The organism is Leptolyngbya sp. FACHB-36, from assembly GCF_014695955.1.
In the GTDB taxonomy this organism is placed as follows: Bacteria; Cyanobacteriota; Cyanobacteriia; order Leptolyngbyales; family Leptolyngbyaceae; genus FACHB-36.
This window is the reverse complement of sequence record NZ_JACJPG010000209.1, coordinates 1-6,463: the sequence shown is the minus strand read 5'-3', so window position 1 is coordinate 6,463 and position 6,463 is coordinate 1. Positions and strand designations below refer to the sequence as shown.

Sequence of the window (6,463 nt, the reverse complement as noted above, 5' to 3'; positions counted from 1 at the left end):
GATGTTGCGGTGGAGACGGCAGGGATCATTCTGGTACGCGATCGCCTGACAGACGTTGTAGAATCGATTCGGCTCAGCCGGGCGACGTTCAATAAAATTCGTCAAAATTTGTTTTGGGCGATCGCGTATAACGTTCTTGGGCTGCCTCTCGCAGCAGGCGTACTGTTGCCATCATTTGGGATTCTGCTTAGCCCCGCTTGGGCAGGAGCCATGATGGCATTTAGCTCTGTCAGCGTTGTGACAAATTCCTTGCTGCTGTATCTCACCTTTCCACATCGATCAACATCGGATGTGCCCAACAGCGAGGTTTAGATAATACGGAGTTGTTCCATGCCCTCAGAACCCCGTCAAAACCATTTTCTTATCATTCAGGACGACATTGGCAGGCGGGAGTACGCACTCAACGCTTCAATGTATTCAATTGGGCGAGATCCACAATGCGATATTCGCCTTATCTCTCAGTTCGTCTCCCGTCGGCATGCAACCCTGGTTCAAATCCTCAATGACGACGGCAGCTACTATTACCGGATCGTAGACGGCTACCCCAAGGGCGAACCGAGCGTCAACGGCATTCGGATCAACGGTCGCAAACGCAAGGCGCATGACCTTGAACATGACGATGAAATCGTTTTCGGACCTCAGGTGCTTGCCACTTACCTGGCACTCAAGCGCGACGCCTACGATACAACTCCACCCGATGAGTTTGACATTACGTTGATTAGTCCCGGTATGGTAGATGAACCTGAAGACGATGAACCTGAAGATGAGGACAACCCTAAAAATGGAGCAGGTAAAGGCTGAGCGAGCGCCCCTATCATCTGCGTAAGCTAACGGATTTCACTAAGGTGTTCAGCAGTTAGCATTGATGGGGCTTGCCGCAGATGGCTCTCAACAACAAGCAATATCTGGTCAGCACCTAGTCAATTCGTAGAATTTTGTGCTTCGATGAAGTACCGCTCTATTTCCGAAATCAACATTGCTTTTTCCAATCATTCAATGCCTTCAGAACCGCATCAAAATCATCTACTGATTATTCAGGACGACAAAGGACGCCGCGAGTTTGTTTTGGATGGTCCAGTTTACTCGATCGGCCGTGATCCTAAGTGTGATATTCGTCTGGTCTCTCAATTTGTCTCCCGGCGCCACGCAACGCTTGTACAGATGCCGAACGAAGACGGCACCTACTACTACCGGATTGTGGATGGTAATCTCAGAGGCAGAACCAGCGCGAACGGGTTGATAATTAATGGTCGTAAGCTGCAAGCGCACGATCTAGAAAACGAAGACGAGGTGGTATTTGGACCGGGCGTAAATGCCCTCTACTACCTATTGAAGCGAGATGCGATCCAAACCGTTCCACCCGATGAATTTGACATCACGTTGATCAGTCCGGGCATGGTGGGCGACCCGGAGGACTGATCAACTGTAATCGCCCTAGCCCGCGACGGCTTCGATTAATTGAATTTGGCGATTCTGCGCGATCGCATCACTCACCACGTTAAACATTTGGCGACAGTGGTTGTCTACCTGGAGCGGTAGCTCCTCGTTCTTGATCACGATATTCATTCGTACCTCTCGGTCTGTTGCCGTAGTGCGGTCAATCAACACTTCCACAACGACGAGTTTGGAGAACGCTATACCACCAGGGATTTCGCGTGCCATTAAATAGTCTTCAGTCTGATAAATAATATCAAACTTGCAGGACTCCAGCAGTTCACCAAGTAGCCGCTGAAGATTATCGACAGGGGTTGCAACCGTAAATAAGCAGGTATAACGAGCCATAACGTTCTCGGACAAGAGACAGCGCGACCCTGCCATGATAACTTGATTGAACACAGCAGGGTACAGGATAGCGAGGTCATTGATTTCTCTGTTGCTGCTGCACGCTATGCCCAGCCTGTGTTTGCACATTTCATAGATAGAATTACACTTTAGAACAGCGAACCAGAGACGCACTGAACAGCAACGATTGGGTATGTACGGCAAGCTGATTGTGTTTGAAGGGGTAGAGGGCTGTGGCAAAACCACGCAGATCCAGCGATCGCGTCAATGGCTAAGCGAGAGCGGTTGGGAGGCGCGATTGCAGGAGCAAGGGCGATCGCTGCTGGTCACGCGCGAACCAGGGGGAACCGAACTTGGCATAGCTCTGCGCCACCTGCTACTGGGCCAGGTAACTCAGGAGCCAATGCAGAATCGCACTGAATTGTTGCTGTACGCAGCGGATCGAGCACAGCACGTAGCGGGTTGCTTGCGTCCCCACCTAGCGAAGGGAGGGGTAATCTTGTGCGATCGCTACACAGATTCTACCGTCGCCTATCAGGGCTACGGACGCGGTCTTGATCTAAATCTAATTTATCTGCTCAACCAGATTGCGACCGATGGTCTTGAGAGCGATCTGACGCTCTGGTTAGACTTGGATGTTAAAACTGGACTTAATCGAACGCACCAACGTGGAACGGCCGATCGTATTGAGCAGGCAGACATCGTGTTTCACCAGCGCGTACAGCAGGGCTTTACAGAACTAGCGCGATCGCATCCTCACCGTGTCATCCGCATTGACGCCAGTGGCTCTGAATCAGCTGTCGCTCACCAGATCCAAGCTGCTTTACAGCAGCAATTCGAGCAGTGGTTTACCGAACCACTATCTGGTTAACCAGGTTGCTGCTCCATGTATAAAAAGGCGTCGATCTCTGCGGCAGTAGGCTGAGCCGCAATCGCGCCTGATCGCATGGTCGTCAAAGCACCCATCGCACTAGCGTAGCGAATCGCTTTGTGAGCGATGGCCGGAGAAGCAATTTCCTCTAGGCCGTGTTGACAGAGCTGATACAAAAATCCGGCGACGAAGCTATCGCCTGCTCCAGTCGTATCTTCCACCTCGACGGTAAAACCAGGAAGTTTACCTTCGTGATTGCCGAGGGAGTAAGCGCAACCTTTCTCACCTGCCGTCACCAGCACGCCTTCCACGCTGCCCAAACGATGCGCGATAACGCCCGGTTCCGTTGTGCCAAACAGCCACTCAGCTTCTTCCTCAGAAAGCTTGAGAAAATCGGCGTGCCGGATTAGGTCGTGAATCAGACCTGGGGCGATCGTGGGATCTGTCCAAAACACAGGTCGCCAATTCACATCCACTAGTACTTTCATGTAGTACTGATCGGCAAGCTGAAGCGCTCTGGTAATCGCCGCGCGGCTATCAGGATAGGCCAACTCCAGCGTTCCTAACACGAGAAATTCTGCCGTCTCAAACAGCGGTATGGGAAGCTGATCCGCTTGTACGTGTGTATCAGCGAACTCGGTTGTGAGCAAGTCGCCAAATCCAGCAAAGGTGCGATCACCTGTATCCGATCTCACAACGTACACAATTCGGCTGGGAGCAGTCGGGTGGCGCTGAACCCCGTCAGTGTTAACACCGCTGTGTTGCAGCAGGTGCACCAAAGAGTCTCCCAATTCGTCCTGTCCAACACAGCCAAGAAAGGCTGTTGGAATGCCCAGTTTTGCCAGTCCACAGGCAACGTTGGCGGGCGCTCCACCAGGATAGGGCGTCCAAGATTTGACCTGCTCTAGAGGAAGCCCGGGTTGGTCTGCAATGTAGTCAAAGAGAATTTCGCCAAAACAGAGAATGCGCGGGTTGGTCACGATCGTGTCCTACGTAATCTTCTAGAAGGGTAGCAGACCACTCTCCGCTCTGTGAGCAAACCTGAGCTGTTTTTAAACTGAACTGTATAAAGCTTTCAAGAAACTCTGATTTAGGAAAGGCAAGCGATCACAAGCTATTAACTTTCGAAACGGCTACTCATAACTCTCATTAAGAATTATTGACGATAGGACCGTAAAAACTCGTAAAGATCAAAAAGCTTATAAAAGAAATCCTAGCTTTTACCGTAGAAGCGAGTGAGGCGCGTTGGGTTAAATCATAATTACTCCTGCCTGAGGAAATTGCCATGTTTCTACTAACCCGCAACGATTTACTCAGCCTTGAACACCACCGCTTGGAACGTCTCTGCTCCTTCTTTCCTAGCACGTTGACGTGCTGCTTACTCCAGCTCGACCAGTCGAATGTATTGACGATCCATTGCTCGGAACCCTGGTTAGTCGATCATCTCCTAAGCGAAATTGACCGCCTCTGCTACTATGCTTGGCTTACTGTGGCGGCAGAGCATGTTTCAATCTGCTTTGTACAAGAGGAAATTTATCGCACCTCAGCGGGCGACCACAGGGCATCTCAGCGGCACTACGATTGATCAAGTCTTGCCGCTGCAGCTTCACCCACTTAGATGACCTGATTGCAGGGTGCAGCAGCAGGCTAGCTGAGACACGATTAGAAACGCCATCTACCGAGTTCACCCATGCTAGTGCTGCCCAGCTTCCGTGAATCCACAATTGCACACGTAATCAACCGCGTTTACCAGTCTGGTAAAATTACCCGCGCTGACGAACACCACTTCCTATTGGCAATGATTGCTGAAGACCCACTCAGCACTGAAGAACAAAGTCAAGTTCGCGATCTAATAGATCGTCTAAAGATGGGACTGTTGCGAGTAGTGGACTAGGGGATAAACTCAGTCACCACTCTGCCACCGCTTACTACCACGTTTTGATCTTGCAGGCGACCCGCGGCTCTAGGACCTGTCAGGTTCAATGCTGGGTTGGCTTGCTGGTAGACCACATCGCCCTCCGCGTCAAACTGCCGACTCGACAAATTCCAGTTCAGCCGATCGGATCGAATCTGTGTTTTGTTGCGATCTCCCACACCGCGCACGTTGCCTGCTAGTGATGCAAGATTGGTGCCTAGATCCAGTCGTCCCTGATTTGCGTTGAGGGTAATTTGCTGCTCCCGATCCACTAGGGTCAAAGGCTGGCTTGACACAATTGTCTGATCGCTGAGGCTCCAAATCAACGCGTTGCTGGCAACCTGAAGGGCTGGCTTAGCAAACGTCACTTGAGCAGACTGCTTTAGCGTGGCGGTTTTTTCGCTCAAGCTGACCACGCCCTCCTTGGCAGTCGCCCGATCTCGGGCGGTCTGGCTCGCCGTGCGCTCCAATTCCAGCGGACGATCGGTGGTTAATGTTTGCTGACTGATTTGCCACACAAGACGATCGCTCTTGAATAGGAGCGCAGGTTGAGTTGCGTTTGCCGTCACTTGTCCTTGCAGCTCTAACCGCCGCGCCCGACTGAAGAACTGACCTTGCTTGGCTGCCAGCTTCACCTGACGGTGCGTTCCCGTCACGTTGTCTCGGACGATTAAAAGATCATTTCTCGGTTGCCATTCCAACTCGTTGCCGCGTAGCACAAGTCCGTCTCGCGTATCGGTCGCTATAATCTGTCCACGCAGGAAAATTTTCTGCCCATCTTGCTGCACCTCACCACTCTTTGCAGACACCAGCAAAATTCCCTTGCCATCCTGAAAGAATTCGCCGTTTGGCTCAGTGATACGAGCAACCTTCTTGTCCCTGCTGTAGCTTGCCTGCTTCGCCTTTACCCGCCACCACAGCCGTCCTTTGCCATCAAACTCTTCCAACGTCACCGAGTTAAAGGTGAGGCTGTTATCGAAATCTTGAATCTGTTGACTATTTTTGGAAAGCTGATCGATCGCCCGATTTGGTTGATTGCAGGACTCCAGGCTTAGCAAGCCCATTAGCAATGGAATGGCTAAAGCAGCAGAGCGGAAGCGATAACGCATAGGGTTAGAGAAACTCGATAGGACAGACGATCGCGTTTCTGAAATCGCGACACTACGACTTTAGACTACTAAGCCATAAAAAAGTTCAGAAGCTACTGTCTTGAAGTTTCTACTCTAACGGCTAGCCCTCAACCTTGCTGCGACGCATCATCTGCAAGTCCCAAGCTTGACAGCGGGCGATACGTGTAGCTGCGGGGCGTTTTTTGGATATCCTCTTTAATGCTGTCAAGATCAATGTAGCGATCAGCAACGTTGATCAAGCTATCACTGGTCATGGATCGCAAGCTTACCACTTCAACCCGGACCCCCCGATAGCTGACCGCATTGACTGCGTAGGCAAGATCGCCATCGCCGCTGACCAATACCGCTGTGTCGTAGGAGCCAACCAGTGACATCATATCCACTGCTATCTCGACATCCAAGTTGGCTTTCTTGGAGCCGTCTGGTAGCTGCACCAAGTCCTTTGAAATCACACGGTAGCCGTTGCGCCGCATCCACAGCAAAAATCCCTGCTGTTTCTCGTTGCTGCGATCGACGCCCGTGTAGAAGAACGATCGCAGCAAGCGCGATCCTGACGTCAGCCGACAGAGCAGCTTAGTGTAGTCAATTTCTATACCAAGCTGCAGCGCCGCGTAAAACAGGTTAGAGCCATCGATAAAAATGGCGACGCGACCGCGATTCTCTAGCACCTGCTCTGGTGTAAACACCGCTTCGGTCTCAAGGCTGTTGTTATTGTTATGGCTGTTATTTAACATGGTCATTACACTTCACTTTTATGAAAGAAAA

General features: G+C 51.2%; 9 protein-coding genes and 1 pseudogene. 6 read left to right on the top strand and 4 right to left on the bottom strand.

The window, feature by feature from the left end; translation table 11 throughout:
• From H6F43_RS04850 to H6F43_RS04840, 3 genes and pseudogenes are all read left to right on the top strand, one after another.
• Positions 1–312: pseudogene (locus tag H6F43_RS04850) on the top strand (heavy metal translocating P-type ATPase); the annotation flags it as partial.
• Positions 313–330: 18 nt separating this feature from the next.
• Positions 331–801, top strand: coding sequence for an FHA domain-containing protein (locus H6F43_RS04845; protein WP_190341209.1), 471 nt, complete (start codon positions 331–333; stop codon positions 799–801).
• Between the two features lie 195 nt (positions 802–996).
• Complete coding sequence (locus tag H6F43_RS04840; RefSeq protein ID WP_190341207.1) at positions 997–1,419, top strand: FHA domain-containing protein; 423 nt, start codon at positions 997–999, stop codon at positions 1,417–1,419.
• A 15-nt stretch (positions 1,420–1,434) separates the two neighbouring features.
• Here H6F43_RS04840 and H6F43_RS04835 read toward each other — a convergent pair whose 3' ends face one another.
• Positions 1,435–1,782 carry a hypothetical protein gene (locus H6F43_RS04835; RefSeq protein WP_190341205.1) on the bottom strand — a complete coding sequence of 116 codons (348 nt, stop codon included), beginning with the start codon at positions 1,780–1,782 and terminating at the stop codon, positions 1,435–1,437.
• A 193-nt stretch (positions 1,783–1,975) separates the two neighbouring features.
• Between H6F43_RS04835 and tmk the strand changes: the two genes are divergently transcribed.
• Positions 1,976–2,653, top strand: a complete 678-nt coding sequence (tmk, locus tag H6F43_RS04830; RefSeq protein WP_190341203.1) for a dTMP kinase — start codon at positions 1,976–1,978, stop codon at positions 2,651–2,653.
• Here tmk and H6F43_RS04825 read toward each other — a convergent pair.
• Positions 2,650–3,633, bottom strand: coding sequence for a PfkB family carbohydrate kinase (locus H6F43_RS04825; RefSeq protein ID WP_190341202.1), 984 nt, complete (start codon positions 3,631–3,633; stop codon positions 2,650–2,652). The genes tmk and H6F43_RS04825 overlap by 4 nt on opposite strands.
• A 305-nt stretch (positions 3,634–3,938) precedes the next feature.
• Between H6F43_RS04825 and H6F43_RS04820 the strand changes: the two genes are divergently transcribed.
• On the top strand, positions 3,939–4,238 hold the full coding sequence (locus H6F43_RS04820) for a hypothetical protein (RefSeq protein WP_190341200.1): 300 nt from the start codon (positions 3,939–3,941) through the stop codon (positions 4,236–4,238).
• Positions 4,239–4,343: 105 nt separating this feature from the next.
• A complete protein-coding gene (locus tag H6F43_RS04815; protein ID WP_190341198.1) occupies positions 4,344–4,547 on the top strand; it encodes a hypothetical protein in 204 nt (67 codons plus the stop codon).
• On the opposite strand, the gene lptC is transcribed toward H6F43_RS04815, so the two are convergent.
• Entirely contained in the window at positions 4,544–5,677 is a 1,134-nt protein-coding gene (gene lptC, locus H6F43_RS04810) for an LPS export ABC transporter periplasmic protein LptC (RefSeq protein ID WP_190341196.1), read from the bottom strand. The two genes, H6F43_RS04815 and lptC, sit on opposite strands and share 4 nt — an antisense overlap.
• 128 nt (positions 5,678–5,805) lie before the next feature.
• The gene (locus H6F43_RS04805; protein ID WP_190341211.1) at positions 5,806–6,432 is read right to left on the bottom strand and encodes an NYN domain-containing protein; all 627 of its coding nucleotides are present in this window, start codon (positions 6,430–6,432) and stop codon (positions 5,806–5,808) included.
• Positions 6,433–6,463 lie beyond the last annotated feature (31 nt).